At 69.7% G+C, this 14,861-nt stretch carries 12 protein-coding genes and 1 pseudogene; 4 read left to right on the top strand and 9 right to left on the bottom strand.

What is annotated here, in order from left to right; all coding sequences use genetic code 11:
• Positions 1–810: 810 nt before the first annotated feature.
• Positions 811–1,200 carry a hydantoinase B/oxoprolinase family protein gene (locus tag ABTY04_RS38560; protein ID WP_352218104.1) on the bottom strand — a complete coding sequence of 130 codons (390 nt, stop codon included), beginning with the start codon at positions 1,198–1,200 and terminating at the stop codon, positions 811–813.
• A 649-nt stretch (positions 1,201–1,849) separates the two neighbouring features.
• Here ABTY04_RS38560 and ABTY04_RS38555 point away from each other — a divergent pair.
• Together ABTY04_RS38555 and ABTY04_RS38550 are read left to right on the top strand one after the other, a co-directional pair.
• Positions 1,850–2,725 (top strand): universal stress protein, encoded by an 876-nt coding sequence (locus ABTY04_RS38555; protein WP_352218103.1) that lies wholly within the window; start codon positions 1,850–1,852, stop codon positions 2,723–2,725.
• 103 nt (positions 2,726–2,828) lie between these two features.
• Entirely contained in the window at positions 2,829–4,301 is a 1,473-nt protein-coding gene (locus ABTY04_RS38550) for a bifunctional aminoglycoside phosphotransferase/ATP-binding protein (protein WP_352218105.1), read from the top strand.
• Between the two features lie 264 nt (positions 4,302–4,565).
• Here the strand turns inward: ABTY04_RS38550 and ABTY04_RS38545 are convergent.
• The 4 genes and pseudogenes from ABTY04_RS38545 to ABTY04_RS38530 all read right to left on the bottom strand — a co-directional run.
• A pseudogene (locus ABTY04_RS38545) lies at positions 4,566–5,330 on the bottom strand (IS256 family transposase); the annotation flags it as partial.
• 11 nt (positions 5,331–5,341) lie between these two features.
• Positions 5,342–5,962: an SMI1/KNR4 family protein gene (locus ABTY04_RS38540; protein ID WP_352218101.1), complete on the bottom strand. Its 621-nt coding sequence runs from the start codon at positions 5,960–5,962 to the stop codon at positions 5,342–5,344.
• A gap of 29 nt (positions 5,963–5,991) precedes the next feature.
• On the bottom strand, positions 5,992–6,777 hold the full coding sequence (locus tag ABTY04_RS38535; protein ID WP_352218100.1) for a hypothetical protein: 786 nt from the start codon (positions 6,775–6,777) through the stop codon (positions 5,992–5,994).
• 224 nt (positions 6,778–7,001) lie between these two features.
• On the bottom strand, positions 7,002–7,535 hold the full coding sequence (locus ABTY04_RS38530; protein WP_352218099.1) for a TOTE conflict system archaeo-eukaryotic primase domain-containing protein: 534 nt from the start codon (positions 7,533–7,535) through the stop codon (positions 7,002–7,004).
• An 823-nt stretch (positions 7,536–8,358) separates the two neighbouring features.
• Between ABTY04_RS38530 and ABTY04_RS38525 the strand changes: the two genes are divergently transcribed.
• Both ABTY04_RS38525 and ABTY04_RS38520 read left to right on the top strand, forming a co-directional pair.
• Complete coding sequence (locus ABTY04_RS38525) at positions 8,359–10,488, top strand: 2OG-Fe(II) oxygenase (RefSeq protein ID WP_352218098.1); 2,130 nt, start codon at positions 8,359–8,361, stop codon at positions 10,486–10,488.
• A 51-nt stretch (positions 10,489–10,539) separates the two neighbouring features.
• A complete protein-coding gene (locus tag ABTY04_RS38520) occupies positions 10,540–10,758 on the top strand; it encodes a hypothetical protein (RefSeq protein ID WP_352218097.1) in 219 nt (72 codons plus the stop codon).
• A gap of 242 nt (positions 10,759–11,000) precedes the next feature.
• On the opposite strand, the gene ABTY04_RS38515 is transcribed toward ABTY04_RS38520, so the two are convergent.
• The 4 genes from ABTY04_RS38515 to ABTY04_RS38500 form a co-directional block, all read right to left on the bottom strand.
• Positions 11,001–11,243 (bottom strand): LysR family transcriptional regulator, encoded by a 243-nt coding sequence (locus ABTY04_RS38515; RefSeq protein WP_352218096.1) that lies wholly within the window; start codon positions 11,241–11,243, stop codon positions 11,001–11,003.
• A 1,783-nt stretch (positions 11,244–13,026) separates the two neighbouring features.
• Positions 13,027–13,530: a TniQ family protein gene (locus ABTY04_RS38510; RefSeq protein ID WP_352218095.1), complete on the bottom strand. Its 504-nt coding sequence runs from the start codon at positions 13,528–13,530 to the stop codon at positions 13,027–13,029.
• The gene (locus tag ABTY04_RS38505) at positions 13,527–14,660 is read right to left on the bottom strand and encodes an ATP-binding protein (protein ID WP_352218094.1); all 1,134 of its coding nucleotides are present in this window, start codon (positions 14,658–14,660) and stop codon (positions 13,527–13,529) included. Before ABTY04_RS38505 ends, ABTY04_RS38510 begins: the two co-directional genes overlap by 4 nt.
• On the bottom strand, positions 14,657–14,861 hold a 205-nt coding region (locus ABTY04_RS38500), incomplete at its 5' end, for a hypothetical protein (protein ID WP_352218093.1). The genes ABTY04_RS38505 and ABTY04_RS38500, both read right to left, overlap by 4 nt.

Here is a 14,861-nt window from a genome sequence, read left to right as displayed (position 1 = left end):
GGCCGATCACCGTGCGGCCGAGGCGCTTGAGCACCCGCACGAGCTCTTCCAGGCCGCCGCGGTCGAGCACCACCCCGGTCCCGATGCCGGGGACCCGTCCGGTGTCTTCGGGGTTGGTCATGGTCTGTCTGCCCCTCTTCTCCGCGCCCGTCGGCCCGGGGGAGACACGGGCGCATCCGGCACGGTCCACCGCGCCGAGGCCGTGCCGGATGCAACTGCTCACTGACAGAATGTCAGGCAGGTGGCCTCCGGGCCCCGAACCAGGACCGGTGAGTCCGGCCGGACGGTCCGATTCGGGCGCGGCCGTCCCCCGAAGACTCGTTGTCCTGTTCGATGTCCGCTTCGATCCACCCGACCAGGCGCGGTACCACGCGTGCGAGATGCCAACCCCCACCGAACGGTCCGCTCCTTCGACCGCGTAGACGACCAGACGGCCAGGACTGCGCCCGAGAGCATCGCCGAGACGCAGGGCCTCGACCAGTCCCAGCCAGTGCGTGCTGTGCCTCGGGCCGGACGGACGCAGGGCGTCACCCGCGGCGGCATCCCATCGGTGCGTGCGCCCCGGCTGCGCCGACGGAGGCAAACAAGCGTCGACGACGATCACGAGGCCGGCCTTCTCCCAGAGGTCGAGCAACCGCCCGGGGTCCCCGTCGCACTGCGCGAGGACGGTACCCGGGGCAGGTGCCGCTGCGCGGCCCGGTCCCTCAGCAGTGCGACCACGGCCCACCCGACCCCGCCGTCCCGCCGGAACTCGTTGCCGATACCGATGACCGCCGCACGGGTGAACGCTTCCATCGGTCCCCACCTCGCTTACGGCGCCGACGGCGTCGCGGGGCCGTAGCCACCGTCGTCGGGGGTGCGCCAGACGAAGGCGCCACCTGGCCGCACCGCCACGGAGTCGCAGCCGACCACGGGCCAGACGGTGCCGTCGGCGCGCTCCATGTGCTGGGTGCCGAGCGCGCCCGGGGCCCCGCCGGCGAACCCGTAGGGCGAGATCCGGCGGTGCTCGGAGAGCACGCCGATGGTCATCGGCTCGCGGAGGCGGATCCTGGCCGCGACGGTGGTGCCCATGCGCACGCTGTCCACGGCGTCAGCAGGGATCGGCCCGCCCGGGGGCAGACCCAGCATGGTCCGGATGCCCTCGGCTGAGGCGTCCCAGTACCGCCCGGGGTTCTCGGTGGGGAGCTTGAGGGAGCGCAACCGTCCGTCCGGCGTGCGGCCACCACGTCCGTGAAAGCACCACCGCTGTCGATCCAGAACTGCATGCCGGAGCCGACAGTGGAGGGCGTGGCCGCGGCCCCTTCCTGTCTCCTTCCCGCCGGCGGATCCCGCTACCTCGTCCAGCATGGCCGCTGCGAGCCGGAGTGCGGTGCTGCCACGCAAGGATGACTGACCAGGCAGCCGGACAGGTTCCGTAAGGGACGGAAGTATGGACACCGCGATGCCAGCAAGGTGACGGGCCGTGATCCCCGTGACGCCGGGCGTCCGCCGCGAGACCGCCCTGGGGGACCGCCGCGTGGCATTCGTCCCCGGCGCCGTGTGCGCGAGGCAGTGGCGCTGGGCCTGAAGGTGCTGGTGGAGTCCTGTGCGGGTGACGGGGTCCGGTTGCCGGACCGTGCGTCCCAACTGCGTCACGGCCGTCCGGGGAGGGAGCTTCACCCTGTTCGGCCAGTCTGGAGGCTGTCGAATGATGAACGCGCCGCGCTGGAGGGGTGGGTGCGGCGTGGCTCCACGATGCAGGCCTGGGGCGCGTGGGTGCAAGAGGGGCCGTGCCCGGTGTGCCTGCGCCGTCTGGACACGCGTCTCGTTCACTGTGGTTCCAGCTCCTTACGAGACGGAGGCGGTTGCCATGGACCCCGTCGTGACCGTGGGCCTCGACGGCTCACCGGAGAGCCTTGCCGCTGCCCGTTGGGCGGCCGACGAGGCCGAGCGGCGCCGGCTCACGCTGCGTCTGCTCCATGCCTGGCCCATGCTGGTTCCCGAGCCGACCCGAGTCCCCTCGGAGATCGATCAGAACTACTGGGCGAGGCGGCTTGTGCACAATGCGCGGGCGGAGCTCCAGGCACGACACCCGGGCCTGTCGATCGTCGGCAACCTGGTCGCCGACGACGCCCAGAACGCCCTCCTCCAAGCGGCTTCGGATTCCGAGATGACCGTGCTCGGTTCGCGGGGGCTGGAGCTCGTGGAGAGCTATTTCCTGGGGGACATCAGCACACCCGTCGTGGCCCGGGCCGAGCGACCCGTGGTTCTGGTTCGTGCCGAGGCACAAGGAGAAGAGCCACGACCCGTACCGGATACTCCAGGCGGCGTCGTGGTGGCGCTGAAACTGCGCGGCCCCTGCGATGACCTGCTCGGGTTCGCCTTCGAGACGGCCGCGGCGCGCGGCGTGCCCCTGCGGGCCGTCCACGGGGAGAGCCTGCCTGTGCACGCCTACACGCCGTGGGGCGTGGACCACGAAGTCACCGAAGAGATCACGCAGGATGCCCGGAAGCGGCTGAGCCAAGCCCTCCGTCCGTGGCGGGAGAAGTTCCCGGGTGTCGAAGTGGCCGACAGCGTTGCTCTCTCAAGCCCAGCCAGGGCCGTCGTACGGGCCGCCGGGGGATCCGAGCTGCTGGTCGTCGGCCGGCGCAAGCACCGTCCGCCCCTGGCTCCCCGCCTGGGCTCTGCCACCCTGGCCGCCATCCACCACGCGCGCTGCCCCGTCGCCGTCGTCCCCCATGACTGAGCCGGGCCACCCCACGGAGCCGGGCAGTCCGGCGGGTCACTCCGACGCGTCCGTGCTCCGGTCCGGCACCGGTTTCGACCCCGTGCCGCTGTGGCGCGCGGACGTGCGCGAGACCCACACCGCGGTCGTGCTCTTCGTCGGTGACCGCGCCTACAAGCTCAAGAAGCCGGTCGACCTGGAGTTTCTGGACTACACCAGCGTGGCGGCCCGCCGGACCGCCTGCGAACGGGAAGTCGAACTCAACCGGCGCTTCGCCGCCGATGTCTACCTGGGCATGGGCGAGATCCACACCCCCGACGCGGAGGCGCCCGAGCCGATCGTTGTAATGCGCCGCATGCCGGCCGACCGCCGCCTCTCCACGCTCGTGCGCGACGGCGCCGCGGTCGACGATGTCCTGCGGTCCGTCGCCCGCCAGCTCGCCGCGCACCACGCAGGCGCGCCGCGAGGCCCGCACGTGGACGAACAAGGCACCCGGGACGCATTGTCGGCTCGCTGGGAAGCCAGCTTCGCGCAGGTCCGCGCCCTGGACAACGACCGACTGCCTGACGGCGCGGCCGAGGTCGAGCGGCTGGTCCGCCGCTACCTCGTCAGCCGCAAGCAACTGTTCGACACCCGCATCGAGCAAGGGCGGATCGTCGACGGTCACGGCGACCTGCTCAGCGACGACATCTTCTGTCTCGACGACGGTCCCCGCATCCTCGACTGCCTGGAGTTCGACGACCAGCTCCGCTACATCGACGGCCTCGACGACGCGGCCTTCCTCGCCATGGACCTGGAACACCTCGGGGCTCCCGAGTCCGCGGCGTACTTCCTTGCCCGGTACGGCGAATACTCCGGCGACCCGGCCCCCCCTTCCCTCTGGCACCACTACGTCGCCTACCGCGCGTTCGTGCGCGCCAAGGTCTCCCTGATCCAGGCACGCCAGGGGGCCCCGGGGGCGCAGGCGGCGTCGCGGCGGCTGGTCTCGATGGCACTGCGCCACCTGCGCACCTCCGCCGTCTGCCTGACGCTCGTCGGCGGTCTCCCGGGCAGCGGGAAGTCCACCCTCTCCGGAGCGCTGGCCGACCGCCTCGGTGTCACGCTGCTCAGCAGCGACCGCCTCCGCAAGGAACTGGCGGGCATCCCTGCGGAGGAGTCAGCGTCGGCCGGCTACGGCGAGGGCTTGTACACGCCGGAGCGGACGCACGACACCTACGCGGCCCTCCTCGAACGCGCGTCCGCCCTGCTGTCCTCCGGCGAGTCGGTCGTACTGGACGCCACCTGGTCCGATACGGGACAGCGCGAAGCCGCCCACCGCGTGGCCGAACTCGCCGGCGCCGACCTGGTGGCACTGCACTGCGAGGTCCCCGGCGACGTGTCGGCGACCCGGATCAGCACCCGCATCTCTGGTGCGTCCGACGCAGACTTGGCCGTCGCCAGGGCCATGGCGGCCAAAGAGCCACCGTGGGCGGAGGCCATCACGATCGACACCAGCGGCTCCCTCGAGTCCGCGGTCGTCCAGGCGCTGGCAGCGGTACGCCCATGGGGAACCGGCCAAGCCCCCGTGTTCCGCCGCCCCTACATGGAGCCGGACTGACCTCGCAGCCCGCCGACGAGCCGCGCATTGGAATTCCCCGCGGCATCGCTCCCCGCGAGAGGAGGCACCACAACTCATCGGCGCGCGCGAGCACATGACGTTCGGGAGCAGTGTCACGGCCCGCACTCCGGGATTCCTCGCCGGCTCCCTGCTCCACCAGGGCAAGGGCGGGGACTTCCGCACCCCGACCCATCCAGGGCTGGGCCCACCACATCAGCGCCGAGCTCGCGGGCGTGTCAGCGATCTTGTGTAAGTCGGTTGGTGTCATTGGATGCTGAGCCGGTCCTCGAAGAACAGTGAGAACTGGTTCAGTGCCTCTTTCCAGTGTGCGGTGACGTGGTTCGCGTCGCGCGCTTTGGGGTTGATCTGCTCTCGGACCGCCAGGTAGAGGAGCTTCAACGCGGCCTGTTCCGAAGGGAAGTGGCCGCGGTTGCGGGTGGCCTTGCGGAGCCTGGAGTTGATCGATTCGACCATGTTCGTGGAGTAGACCACCGTTCTTATGGCCGGTGGGAACGCCAGGCAGGGCGTGAACTCCGGCCAGGCCGATCGCCAGGTCCGGACGATCGCCGGGTAGCGTTCGCCCAGCTCAGAGGCCTCGAACGGGTCGAGGGCCTGCTCGGCTGCCGCCTCGGTCGGGGCCGTGTAGATCGCCTTCAGCGCCGGCACCAACTTCGGATGGTCACGCACCGACGACAGCCGGAGTGACGCTCTGGTCAGGTGGATCACGCACGTTTGGACGGTGGCCTTGGGCCAGGTCGCGGTGACCGCGTCGGGCAGGCCTTTCGGCCCGTCGCAGGCGACGATACAGACGTCCTCGATGCCCCGGTTCCGCAGTTCGGACAGGACCGCCATCCAGGTCGTGGCGCCCTCACCCTCCGAGCCGACCCACAGACCCAGGACGTCCTTGCAGCCGTCCATGCCGACCCCGACGGCCAGGTAGACGGGCTTCGAGGTTACCGACCCCGAGCGGATCTTCACCTACAGAGCGTCGATGTAGATGATCGGCCAGACCGCGTCCAGGGGCCGGGTTCTTGCTCTGCTCAGCGGGGGAACATGTCGGCGTAGGGATCCGGTTCGTTGGTGAAGGGGTCCCGGCCGGCTTTCCATCGGATCTGCTGCTCGCGCCAGTGAACGAATCGTGGAGAGGTCTCGCCCCAGAGCGAGGTATCGCTCAGGGGGCACGTGGCGAGGTCAGCGGTGAAGATCCGCAGGAGGAATCGGGCCATGCCGCAGTCGAACAGGGTCCAACGCTCGTCGGTGTGCCGGCCGCAGACCAGGACCGGCCAGTTGTCGGGGTTGGGGTCAGTGGTGAGCCAGCACAGGAGATCGGGTCCGGATGTCTGACCCCAGGGGAGGATGTGAGCCGGGTCGAGGTCGGGGCGCCACTGCGCGGGAGTGTGCTCCCACGTCGAGCGGGCGCCCGAGATCTCGTCCTCGATGGCACCGGGATCCCATTGGATGCCGTCCTCGTGCAGAGGGAGGAGGACACTCAGCAGGTCATCGATGCCCCCACCACCATAGAGCGACATGAACGCCTTGTAGTCGCTGGGCAACCGACAGACCAGCCGCTCCTCGACCGACGGCCAGTCCAGGGCCTCGTCAACGCCGAAGGTCGGGGCCATGACCTGGGCCAGTGCTGCGATATCCGGGTGCTCAGTCATGGGCCTCCCCTTCCGTCCAGTTGGTCGGCTCAACCTAGCGGCTTGGGCGGACAGCACGGTCGGCGGGTGCTGTCTCGGGCCCGCGCATCGGTCTCAACGATCGGTAGTGCCACGGCGCCGGGAGGCAGGCTGAGCTCGCGCGGAGTGGGTCCGGCCGGAGTCGGGACGTCGGCAAGCCGCTCAAGCAGTCGATTGAGGGCAGCGTGGCCGTCGTCGACGGTGGCGCGTTCATCGTCGGTGAGCGGGATGGACACGGCCATCTTCTGAACGGCGAGATCAGCAGATCGTCGATCTATTCCGTCTGGTCCGGGCCTATCCTCGCGTGATCGAAGTTGACGTACGGCGGTGCGGAGTCGAGGTCTGCAGCATGTCGTACACCGTAGAGACCAGGGTCCATTTCCTGCACGAGCAGGGAATGGGGAACTTGTTGGTGCTTCAGTGCATGGAATGACGTCTCTTGTGTCAGTCTCAGCGACTCGAGCACCGTCAGGTTGCCGGGAAGGTCCGTTGGCCTGCACCGGGGTGAGTTCGCCGGTGAAGCGCGCGGTGATCGCCGCGTGCGAGGGCAGGTCGTCGTCGATGCACAGGTCTCCGCCTGCGGAGGCGACGAGCTTGGCCGCTTCGTCGGCCAGCCCCCTGGGGATGCGCAGCCAGTCGGGATCGCTCGCGTCGAAGCACATCACGAACCGGGGTGTCCCGAACGTGGAGTAACGCATCTTCTGCTTCTTGTAGAAGTCCGGGTTGTGCAGGCTCGCCAGGTGCTTGAGCGCCGCCACGAGCGGGGCGGGAAGGCCCTGGGTGGCGATGGCCAGCATGGGCCCCAGCCGGGCCCGTACTACTTCGGGGGCCTTGCCGAGAGTGGTACGCCGCGGCTTCGGTGGCATCGCCTCGAGCGTGGCCGCCGGGCCGACCTCGACCGGCTGCAAGGTGTTGACCAGGCCTCGACCTCGCCCCGGCTCAGCCGCTGGATCTGGGAGAGGTGGGCGAACTGGTCGGGGTAGGGCGTCCAGGTTGCCGGGTCGCAGAAGAGGGTGGTGCCTCACTCGCGGCAGGCGCCGTTGAGCGGCAGAGCGATCAGATTGCCGAAACTGCCGTTGCCGGATGTCTTGGTCGGCAGCAGGGCCTGGGCGGGGAAGAACCGGTCGAAGCTGGCCAGGGACATCCGCTCGCGTGCGGTCATGGCGTCGCGCAGCAGTGCGGCCCCCAGTTGCCGGGCGAGGCCAGCGGGGACGGGGTCGGTGAAGAACGTCCATACGTGGGCGCCCTCGCCGGACCGGGAGATCTCCGCATACGCCGGTACTCCGGCTACCCGGCACGCCTGATGATAGGCGGCAGCATCGCCGCGCCAGTCCCGGTCGTCGAAATCGCAGACCAGCAGCCAGCAGGTGTCGTCGGTGAGCAGCGGATACAGGCCGACATGCAGGGCTTCCGAGCCAGGTTCGGGGCGGCTGAGGTGCTCGATGAGCACGCGGTCGGTGAGCGGCAGCAGTTCGCGTTCCTCCCCGGGGCGGCGCTCCCAGGGCCGTTTGGTCTCTGCCGGGCTCCATCCCGTCTTCCGGACTTGGCGGCCCACCGGCGGGCGTACACGTCGCTGCGGCCCGCGAACAGCGCCTTGAACAGGGCGAGTTTCGCCTCCACCGTCGAGCGTGCATCGGCCCAGGGCAGGCCGGACGGTGACACCGGCATCACAGCAGGATCCTCAACGGCCGACGGCACCTGCTGCGGGGGTGACGGCTCGTCCCAGCAGGGGACCGCCTGCGCGGCCGGTCCCAGCAGGTCGCGTAGGCGCCGGTTCTCCTCGCGCAGCGCCGCGTTCTCCTCCACCGCCACGTCCAGCCGGATGCGCAGCTCGGCGGGGTCTTCCCAGACATCCACGTCCGCCATGATGTCCGATTCCCGTCCTGAGTATGCGTGTGCCGAGGCCAGCGCCAGTGTGTGCACGGCGACTGGCCCTTGCTCATGGACGTCGGGCCATGGGAAGTTGCGTCGTGGAACAGGCATGAACGTCGTTGGCGCGCAGATCGTGCACTTCGTCGCAGCCGTCGACTGGGCTCCATCAGCGGCTGGATGATCGTAGCCGCCGTCCGTGTCCCGCTCAAAGGCGTACGGCTCAACGAGCAGCGGCACCGGGACACCGAGATCAGACTGGCCCGGCTGGTCACTGTCCTTGTCCTCGGTGAAGTCCGCCACCGGACCTTCAGCGGCCGGCTGGAGCCAGGCCCACGCGACGTATTCTGCCCCAGGGGGCTCTCCCGTCAGCCGCGGTCATGTCCGCACCACCCCGCGAGCAATCGGGATGTCAAGTTTCCGCCATCCGGGTGCGGGAACTTCCCGTAGCGCTAGGGTTTTCGGAAGATCCGGAACGGCACGCCGCCGAGTAGAGGGACGAACGCGTCATGGGGCAAGGGGCACGGGAGCGACTGGCGGAGCTGTTGGACAGCTCGGAGCGGCGCGGGGACTTCAGCACCCGTATCGAGATGCCCGCCCGCGCGCTGCGCATCACGGTCGACGGCGTCGGTGACCTATCGCTCCCCGTACGCGCCCCAGTCACCAGGAAGCTGATCGCCCAGGCCCGGCAGGCCCGCTTCGGCCGCAGGGAGCAGACCCTGTCCGACACCGGCGTGCGCGACACTTGGGAGATCACTCCGGACCGGTTCACCCTGGGTGGCCCCGACTGGCAGCGCACGCTGAGCGGTGTCCTCGACGGGGTCCGCACCGCGCTGGGCCTTCCGCCCACCACCGTCCTGCGGGCCGAACCGCATGCGCTGCTCGTCTACGGCAAGGGCCAGTTCTTCCTGCCGCACCAGGACTCCGAGAAGGACGACTCCATGGTGGGCAGCCTCGTCGTCTCGCTGCCCTCGCACCACACCGGCGGCGAACTCGTCGTCGAACACGCCGGCTGCTCCGTCACGTACAAGGCGTCGAGGGAACGGCTGACCTTCACCGCCTTCTACGCGGACTGCCGCCACGAGGTCAAGCCCGTCACCTCCGGTTACCGCATCACACTCACCATGAACCTGCTCGCCGAGCCCGTTCGTCCGGTCGGCGAACCTGGCGGCAGTTTGGTGGCGGACCTGGCCCAGTGCGCGACCGAGCATTTCACCCAGCCCGCCGAGGACCGCTACGGCTACGGCCGCACCAAGCCCGAGCCGCCGGGCCGGCTTGTCTACCTCCTCGACCACGAGTACACCCAGCGAGGCCTGGACTGGGAGCGTCTCAAGGGCGTCGACGCCACCCGCGCCGACCTGCTCCGCCAGGCCGCCGGACAGGCCGACTGCGAAGCGGTCCTCGCCCTCGCGGAGGTGAAGGAGACCTGGGACGCCCAACCGCCCTACGACCGTTACGACTACTACGGCGAGGTCGGGCACTTCGACGACTGCGAGGACGATGAGTGTGAAGGCGAGTGTCTTCTCGACCCCGACGGCGAGCCCGGCGCCGAGCGCCGCCGCAGCGGCGACTTCTCCGACTACGAGCTCACCGACCTGATCGACGACGAGATCACCCTGGGCTGGTGGACCCGCCCCGAGCACGCCGGCGGTGAGCAGATCTCGCTGCCCGTTCCGTACGCCGAGGTGTGCGCCACCACCGCGAACAAGGACCTCACGCCCTACCAGTCCGAGTACGAGGGCTACATGGGTAACTACGGCAACACCCTGGACCGCTGGTACCGGCGGGCCGCGGTGGTGCTCTGGCCCCGGCAGCGCTCGTTCGCGGCACGTGCCGAAGCAGGCTCTGCGCAAGCCGTGCGGGAACTCCAGGGCCGCCTGGACGCCGGGGAGCTGGAGTTGGCGCGTGCGCTCGCCCGGTCGCTCGCGCCGATCTGGAACCACCATGGTTCGGGCCCGGCGGCAGCCGCGCTCTTCGCCGCGGCTCTGGGCGTCGCGGTGGGAGTGGAGGAAGCGGACACCGCCGCGATGCTCCTCGCGCCTTTCGGGGTGGAGACCCTGGATGAGCGGCACGCCGCCGATCTCGCGAAAGCGGCCGCACGGTACGGACGGACGTGGGCACGCGGAGTCGTCGACAGCTGGTTCGGCCCGGTTGGTGCCTACACCGGGGCCGACCGAGACGCCTGGCTCGAAACCCTGCCTGGCCTCGGCGCCGCGCTGCGGAGTGTGGACGGTGACGGAGACGGGGTGGCCACACCACTGGCCGAGGGGGTCTGGCGCGCGTTCGAGCAGCAGCTCACCGGCTGGCTCGGCATCGGCCGGGAGAAGGAGCGCCGGGCGGCCCTGGAGCGGCTCGGCACCCCGCTCGCCCACATCCTGCGGGCGGCCGGTCCCGAGACCGCCGAAATGATCACCACCGCTCTACGCAGCCGACCGGACACCGTACTGGAATGCCTGCTCCCGTCCCTGCGTACTGCGGCCCGCCGACAGGCCGGCGTCCGCGATGGCACCCCGGCGGCCCGCGCTTTCCAGTCCCTCGCCGACCACTGCGAGACCCGGCTGACCGCAGCCCTGGCCCGCCCCGTCCGGGCGGCGGACGACTGGTCCCTCACGCCGGACCGCGGCTGCCTCTCCGACTGAGACCTCTGCCCCGGCCTGGACAACTTCCTCGCCTCCCGCAACCGCCGGACCATGGAGTGGCCGCTCGCCAAGGACAAGCGCCGCCACATCCACAGCCGCATCGACCTCGTCGGCCTGCCCGTCTCCCACACCACCCGGCGCCAGGGACGCCCCTACACCCTGGTCCTAGCCAAGACGGACGCGGTGTTCACCCGCGAGCGGGCGGCCCGCTCCCGCGCCGAGACCGACCTGACCTGGCTCCAGGAGAAGTGGCCCAGGCCACGCGGCTGAGGGCTGACCGGCGCCCGTGGGGCGAACCCGATCTCCTCACCGAGCCGATAAGACACGGCGGAGGTGCATTTCGCTTCTGGGCGCGGTCTCGCTCTGGCCGCCCAGGCAAAGCCCATATGATGGTGGTGTCGAAGAGCCCGGTGGCGTCCGGTGCGGTGTCGTTGTGCCTGTCGCCCTCGCTCACTGCGGCGCGGGTGAGTTGTCCGAGAAGGCTCCGTTGCGCGTCACCGCGTCGAGCATGGCTATAGCAGCTGTCGGGTCTCATCGAGGAGGACTTGGCCGCGCTGGGTCGCGGTGACCGGACGCTCGCGGTGATCGAACAGAGCGAAGCCGGCGGTATCCTCCAGCATCCGGAGGTGCCCGGTGAGTGAGGTCCGGGGCATGCCCAGGGCGAGGGCCGCCGCGCGGAGTGAGGGGTGTCCCGCCACCAGCAGGGCCCTGCGGAGCGCCTGAAGGGAGTTCCGGCGGGTGCTGATGCGCTGCATAGCAGGCGAGAGCGGGATCGTGAGGCTGGCGAAAGGGCTGGGAAAGACGCGAGGCTGAGGGGACGCGGCCTTCTGGGGAGCGGGGGGATGTTCCACTTGTCGAGGATGCTGGTGGTCTCGACGTGGAGTTCGCGGGCGATGGCGGTGGCCCGACGTCCTTTGTCCAGGTATTCCGCTTGCAGCCACGCCCGTGAGACGGAGCGTTCGAGTTCGCCGGCGGCCCGCCGAGGGCGGAGCGGGATTCCGGCCTCCGTAAGGGCGTCGTGGACGACCCCAGGGGTGCAGCCGACCATCTCGGCGATCTGCTTCTGCTGGAGACCTTGGCCCTGGTAGAGGTCTCGCAACTGGTCAGGTGCGAGAGGGGCTTGCCGGGGATAGAGGTATTCGCCCGTGGGTCTTGGCGGTCGCGGCAGTTCTGGGACGCTCAGCGCGTGGCATTCCGTCAGCAGACGTAGTTGATGGATCGTCACGTTCAGTGTCTTCGCGGCCTTGGCCTGGGTGGGGCCCTGCTGCAGGAGTGAGCGGAGCTGCTCCGTGGGGATGTCCAGCGGGGGGATGGGCAGGTCGAGGCTGTCGAGCCAGTGCGCGGGTGGTTCGAAGACGACCGGTTCGTCGATGCCGTGGCCGTTCAGGATGCCGGCCGCTTGGTCGAGGAGGAAGGCGTTGGTGCCCGGGGGCATTCGGTAGGCGGAGCGGTGGCTCCAGGTGGGTGCGTGGTTGCTGCTTCCGGGGTCGGCGCCCAGCAGCAGGCGTCCCAGGTGCCAGCGGGCGCGCTCGAGATGGACTGTCTGGTGTGTGCGGCTTCCGTGACGGCGGCACAGCTGCCGGAAGGCGTCCTCGTCGAGCGGCAGTTCGCGGGTGTCGATGGTGAACAGGGTCCGGCGACGGGCATAGTCGATCGGCACGGCGTGCTGGTCCAGCACGTGGGCCAAGTGGGCAAGGCCGCGGGCGATGTGGTCGTCCTCCACGAAGGACCGCAGGGCGGCGAGGCCGCTGCGTACGTGCGAGTTGCCGAGCAGATGGGCGGCGTGCCGCTGGCCGGCGGGGGTGCCGGGGAGGAGCATCAGGGTCGCGCAGGCGCGGCGAATTCCGGGGATCCGGGCCTGGTGCGCGGTCTTCGTCGGGAGCAACCGCAGCATCCAGGAGGCCCACAGCATCGAGGGGAGTTTCGATGCGCGGTGGCTCACGTCGGCCTCGGTGAGGGTGGGTCGAGCTGGCGTGGAGGTGGCGGTGCGGTAGCGCAGCCGGGCGTTCGAGGAGAGCTGGCCGTCGGAGGCGGTCAGGATGCGCGCGGTCACCCGAGGCCCGGCCGACACCCAGTTCACCAGGCTGGATGTGGGGTGTTCCCGTGGCTTGGCGCTGAGTCGTCCCGCAGGGCCGTTCAGCCATGTGAAGATCTCCTCACATGCGGGATGCTGAAGATCGGTGGCGACCGAGGCGATGGCCGTACCGACGGCGACGTTGTGCGCATCGCTCGCTTCTTGCTTCGGGCAGAGCGCGGGCAGGGTGCCGCCGCACTCGTCGAGGACCTCGGAGACGAGGGGCGGTGCCGTGTCGAGCTGGCTGTCGATGCCGCGCAGCGCACGGCGGGCCAGTAGGTACAGCTCTTTGGCGCGCTCGCGGGCTACGGAGCTGTGGTGGTCGCGGAGGACCGTGCGCTCCACGTCGAGTTGAGCCGCGGAGACCAGGCCGTCGGCAGGCAGTGGGATCGCGGGGCCTCGGAGAGCGGGAAGCCGCAGCGGAGGACATTCGGGCCGCGTACCCAGGAGCGGCAATTCTGCGGCTACGGCAGGACGAGGTAGCGGCCGAGGCGGGCCACGGGAGGGTGGCGTTCGCAGCGTGGGCAGCGGTCGAGCAGGAGCAACTTGTGGCGTGTACAGACGAATGCCCATGACAGCCGCCACGTCAGCTGCCACCGTCCCTCGTTCTCAGCCAGGCAACCCGGGCAGTACCGGGATGTGGTGCTGTAGTGCCGCCACGCGGCGGGGTAGAGCATCCGGCGAGAGACCGGATGGATCCGGAGGATGGACTCGTTGTACGGCTCCAAGGTTATCGCGGTCAGCTTCTCGGCACTCAGCCCGGTACGCCGGACCAGCACGTCGCGCTCGTGGTCGGTCAGTCGGCGGACCATCTTCTGGGGGCTCGACCCGCGCAGTCCCAGGAAGGCGACGAAGTCCACGGTGACCGTCCTCAAGCGGTAGGCGTACGCCTCCAGCCAGCTGTCCAGGGCCTCCCGCGGCACCGGCGGCACCCAGATGGGGATGCGCTCATCGGTCCAGACCGTCATGCCGACTTCCTGCGCTGCTGAGGGCGGGTGGTCTTGAGCCCTGCCTTGAGCTCGGCCTCGAGCTCCTTACGGGCCGCCTCGGCCGCGGCATCGTTCTTCACCCGGTTCATCAGCTCCTCGTCCAGGCGCTCGTGCCCGCTGCGGATCGCACGCAGGCAGCCGCGGTTGATCAGCGCCATGAGCGAGGCGAAGTGGCCGGTGGAGCGGGCAAAGAGATAGTCCGACAAGTCCTCGGCGAGCATCCCCGGGTACTTCTCCGCCAGGATCAGCTTCCGCTCGATCGTCTTGAGCAGCGTGCGCCACTGGATACGCCCCTCATCGTCGTCCACCTGGAAGGGCGGCAGGGTCAACGCGGTGGTGCGCCGTCCGAACTGGGCGAGCTCCGTCTCCTTGCCGACGAACCCCTCGCGCAGGACACCGCGCCGCTGGACACCGACGCCGACGAAGATCAAGGTGACCGGGAAGACGTTCGACAGGTACTTCAACTGATTCGCCATGCGGACCGAGTTGGACTTCGCCCCGGCGAGGAAATGGATGTCATCGATGACGATGGCGACAGACTTCATCGACAGCACGGCGTCCACGGCCCGCTCGGCCAGAGTGTCGGCATCCCCCGAAACGGGCAGCCCGTAGAACCGGCAGATCGACGCGTTCAGGCCGCGGATCTGTGTGTTGCCGCTCAACGCGATGTAGATGACCGGCACGCGCCGGGCGCCGGACGGCGTGGTCTCCCCGCGCACGTCGACCTGCCGTTTGAACAGATCGCAGCCGTACGCGCGCACCGCCGTGCTCTTGCCGAGCCCCGGGTAGGCGTCCACGAGCGCGGCCGGCTTGGTCCTGTTCCCGTCGTGCCGGTTCGACTCGACGATCTCACCCAAGTCGGAATGGAGTGCCAGCAGTTGCGGGGTGTCGATCGGGCCGATGTTGGCGTGCCACACCTCCCGGTGGTCGTTGTGGACGAGCGGGGCCCGTCGCGAGAGTTTGGCCAACTGGGCCCTGCTCAGCTGCTCGGGCTGGACGCGGTCGGGGCCGTAGACCTCCTGCAGCCAGCCCGAAAGCCGGGTCGGGCTGTACTGGCGGTCGTCCCCCTCGAACGGCTCTGGGTCCTCGACGGCGGTCGTCGCGCTCAACGGGTCTCCCAGACGTCGGCGTAGTAGTCGTCTTCGTCGAGCACGGCAGGGTCCTCTTCGCCGGGGAACGCGGCTTCCAGCTCGTCGTCCTCGTCATCGTCCCCGTCCGGGGACGCGATGGTCGACGAGGTGGTCGAGCGGCTGCTCGACAAGGCTGATGCCTCGGGGACGGCCTTGCTCGGTGAGGGCGGGTTGCTGACG

It is taken from the genome of Streptomyces sp. NPDC097981, from assembly GCF_040302565.1.
In the GTDB taxonomy this organism is placed as follows: Bacteria; Actinomycetota; Actinomycetes; order Streptomycetales; family Streptomycetaceae; genus Streptomyces.
This window is presented reverse-complemented; position numbering and strand designations above follow the sequence as displayed.